We start from the raw sequence: 3,764 nt of genomic DNA on the forward strand, positions 1-3,764 counted from the left end.
CCCTCCCCTTGCGGGAGGGGGTAGGGGGAGGGGAACTTGCGTTGAGATCTGGAAGCGGCATCGATAGCAGGAAAAAGGAAGAATTCATGGTGGATCGCTATCTGTCCGGCCGGGCCGCCATGGTCACGGGCGGGGCTTCGGGCCAGGGCCGCGCCATCGCGCTGGCGCTGGCGGCGCGCGGCGCCGATGTGGCGATCGGCTCCTATCTGGCCTCGCACGGCCCCGTGCCGCGGGGCCAGGACAGCTATTTTCCGGCCGAGCAGGAATTGAAGGGCGTCTGCAAGGAGATCGAGGCCAAGGGCGTTCGCGCGGTCGGGCTCGATCTCGATGTGCGCTCGAACGAATCTTGCGACGCCTTCGTGGCCGCGACCGAGAAGGAATTCGGCAAGATCGACATCCTGATCAACTCCGCCGGCATCGCCGCCGAGCAGCCGATGGTGGGCCATCCCGACGAGACCTGGCTCAACATCATCGACACCAACCTCACCGGCTATTACCGCACCATCAAGCGCTGCCTGCCCGGCATGATCGAGCGCAAATGGGGCCGCATCGTCAATATCGCCTCCACCGCCGCCAATGTCGGCGCCAAGGACAATGCCGCCTATTGCTCGTCGAAGGCCGGCATCCTGGGGCTGACGCGCTGCGTGGCGCTGGAAGGCGCCGCTCATGGCGTCACCTGCAACGCGATCAATCCCGGCTTCGTCAATACGCGGATGCTGCGCTCCACCCTCAAGACCATGAAGGCGCGCGACGGCGATACGCGCAGCGAGGAAGAGATGATCGCCGCCATCGCCCAGACCTACCCGCAGAAGCGGATCATCGAGCCGGAAGAGATTGGCAATCTGGCGGCCTTCCTCTGCCATGACGACGCCTTCGGCATCGCCGCCGAGGACATCACCATCGCCGCCGGCTCGCTCTGGTAGAGCCCAATTTTATCGCAAGCTCGCTTCATCACCGGATCAGAAAGACCAATGCCCGACCGCAAGCCCCTGCCCTCGAACCAGTCCGCGGCCCAGACCTTCGCCGGCGCGCTCAAGCGCCATGGCGTGGAGATCGTCTTCGGCCAGAGCATTCCGAGTGCGCTCTTCCTCGCCACGCCCGATTTCGCCATCCGCCAGGTCACCTACCGCACCGAGAATGCCGGCGCCGTCATGGCCGACGCCTATGCGCGCATCTCGCACAAGGTCGGCGTCGTCACCGCGCAGAACGGCCCGGCCGCGACCCTGCTGGTGCCGGGCCTCGCCGAATCCCTGACGGCCTCGGTGCCGGTGGTGGCGCTGGTCCAGGATGTCGATCGCCGCGCGGCCGACAAGAACGCCTTCCAGGAGCTGAACCAGTTCGACCTCTTCAAGGGCGTGTCGAAATGGATGCGGAAGATCGGCACCAGCGACCGCATCGACGATTATGTCGACATGGCCTTCACGGCGGCGACTACCGGCCGGCCCGGGCCGGCGGTGCTGCTCGTGCCCTACGACCTGATCAACGAGACCTCGGTCGCGGCCTCCTCGCGCGCCGAGCGGCTTGGCTCCTATCCGATCGATCGCAGCCTGGCCGACCCGGCGCAGATCGAGCGCGCCGCCGATCTCCTGGCCAAGGCCAAGCGCCCACTGATCTATGCCGGCGGCGGCGTCCACAGCTCGGGTGCGCATGACGCGCTGGCGGCACTGCAGGAGACGGCGCATCTGCCGGTCGCGACCACCACCATGGGCAAGGGCACGGTCGCCGAGACCCATCCCTTGAGCCTCGGCGTCATCGGCTATTTCATGGGCCCGCGCGGCATGACGCGCTATCAGCGCCCGCTGATCGACGAGGCCGACGTCATCCTGCTGGTCGGCAACCGCACCAACCAGAACGGCACCGATTCCTGGAAGCTGCTGCCCAAGGGCGCGCAGATCATCCATCTCGATATCGACGGGCAGGAGGTGGGGCGCAATTACGAGGCGCTGCGGCTCGTCGGCGACGCGAAGCTAACGCTACAGGCGCTGACCGAGGCCTTGCGCAAGCGCGATTTGGCCAAGCGCAAGGCGGCCCGCGCCGCGCTCGAAGGCCGCATCGCCGACGGCAGGCGCCGGCACGAGGCCGAGGCGCAGTCGATGGTCCATTCCGACGCGGCGCCGATCCGGCCGGAGCGCGTCATGGGCGAGCTCGACAAGATCCTGACGCCGGACCATATCGTTGTCGCCGACGCGAGCTATTCCTCGATCTGGTCGGCCAACTTCCTGCATGCGCGCAAAGCCGGCCAGCGCTTCCTGACACCGCGCGGCATGGCCGGCCTCGGCTGGGGCCTGCCGATGGCGATCGGCGCCAAGCTGGCGCGGCCCGATGCGCCGGTCTTCTGCCTCGCCGGCGATGGCGGCTTTGCCCATGTCTGGTCCGAGCTCGAGACCGCGCGACGCAACAAGCTGCCGGTCGTTCTGGCCGTGCTCAACAACCAGATCCTGGGCTATCAGAAGGACGCCGAGGATGTGATCTTCGGCGACCATACCAGCGCCGTCTTCTTCGAGCCCGTCGATCACGCCATGATCGCGCGCGCCTGCGGCTGCCGCGGCATCCGCATCGAGCGTGCCCAGGACATCGCCCCGGCGCTGCAGGAAGCCTTCGCCTCGAACGAGGTCACCGTCCTCGACATTGTGACAGATCCGGCTGCAAGACCGCCGATCACCTCGTTCGAGGGGCATTTCGAGTAATTCGAAATGCACCCGCTGTGACACTTGTAGGTTAGCCCAGAGCCCCTAGGCCCCCTCGTCAACGGGACTTGTTGCCAGCCCACCTAAGGCAGCATCGCGTACTTTCGCGCCCTGAGTTCGAATGCCGCCTCGCCCCCTTCCATGGTGGAAGTTATTGATCTGCGAACCGAGTCGGTTTCTATTGCCCCATCACAGTCAATTCCTACCCTTGGAAGAGTGGTTCCATCTACATCTTCCGCCGCTCCCGGTCGCAGCGCGATAATCTTATCTGCGTCACCATTGACAACCAGATTCGGACTATGTGTGCTGAATAGGAGTTGCCGCTTTGATTTCGATTGCTGCAGCAAGTGCGCGATCGACATAATCTCTCGATTGTCGAGGTCATCCTCGGGCTGATCGATAATCAGAGTGCCCGCTTCCTGCCTCAGCAACAAATGAAGGAGCGCCGCCGCTTGCTGCCCTGGCGACGCCTTCTCGAAAACGATGTAAACGCCGTCGATGTCCTTGTACTCGAAGTCGATAAACGCGCGAACTACGGCGTTTAAGACCTTTGCGACTCGCGTGTCATCGAGCCGGTCGAAAATGCCTCTCACTTGATTCTCGGTGAGCCCGCCAGGCAGCATGAATACTGACTCGGTTTGTTTCAGTAGTGACTCCCCAGGTTGCCCGAGATCTCCGAGCGCAACTTTAGATCGATAGGTAGTGACTATTTGATCGAGCCAACGATCCCACGCATTCAATCCACCATCCGAAAGAATTTCGGCTACCTTGTCTTCACATCTGTTTGGCAGTTCACGAATGCGATTGTTTTCGTAGATATCTTTGATCGCTTCGAGAAACTCGGATGGAAGGGTTTCCTCTTTAACACGCGCTCGAAGGCGCCCTTCTGACATTCCCTCAATGCGCGCGGCTGCGACCTCTAGGATTCTCTTTAGCTTCTCTGATGATTTCCTTAGATCCGCACGTGACCGCACGAGATCATGGGGCGCTTGACGGATTGCATCTACAATGGCGCCGGACCTAGTTTCTCGGGCTTCAGCCAATCTTAAGTCCTCGGATCGTCGCTGTATCTCTTGT

Annotated in this window: 3 protein-coding genes; 2 read left to right on the forward strand and 1 reads right to left on the reverse strand. The window is 63.0% G+C overall.

Features of this window, described 5'->3' with window-relative positions; all coding sequences use genetic code 11:
* Positions 1-86 precede the first annotated feature (86 nt).
* Together ACREE8_RS17320 and ACREE8_RS17325 are read left to right on the forward strand one after the other, a co-directional pair.
* Complete coding sequence (locus ACREE8_RS17320) at positions 87-923, forward strand: SDR family NAD(P)-dependent oxidoreductase (RefSeq protein ID WP_431574257.1); 837 nt, start codon at positions 87-89, stop codon at positions 921-923.
* Between the two features lie 48 nt (positions 924-971).
* A complete protein-coding gene (locus tag ACREE8_RS17325) occupies positions 972-2,687 on the forward strand; it encodes an acetolactate synthase catalytic subunit (RefSeq protein WP_431574258.1) in 1,716 nt (571 codons plus the stop codon).
* An 83-nt stretch (positions 2,688-2,770) separates the two neighbouring features.
* On the opposite strand, the gene ACREE8_RS17330 is transcribed toward ACREE8_RS17325, so the two are convergent.
* Positions 2,771-3,764 (reverse strand): AAA family ATPase (locus ACREE8_RS17330; RefSeq protein ID WP_431574259.1); only part of this gene is annotated, 994 nt, incomplete at its 5' end.

The sequence above is a fragment of the Hypericibacter sp. genome (assembly GCF_050729195.1).
Taxonomy (GTDB): Bacteria; Pseudomonadota; Alphaproteobacteria; order Dongiales; family Dongiaceae; genus Hypericibacter.

Excerpts from the sequence above, each read along its gene's own strand:
- ACREE8_RS17320 (WP_431574257.1), top strand. The coding sequence starts at position 87 with ATGGTGGATCGCTATCTGTCCGGCCGGGCCGCCATGGTCACGGGCGGG.
- ACREE8_RS17325 (WP_431574258.1), top strand. The coding sequence starts at position 972 with ATGCCCGACCGCAAGCCCCTGCCCTCGAACCAGTCCGCGGCCCAGACC.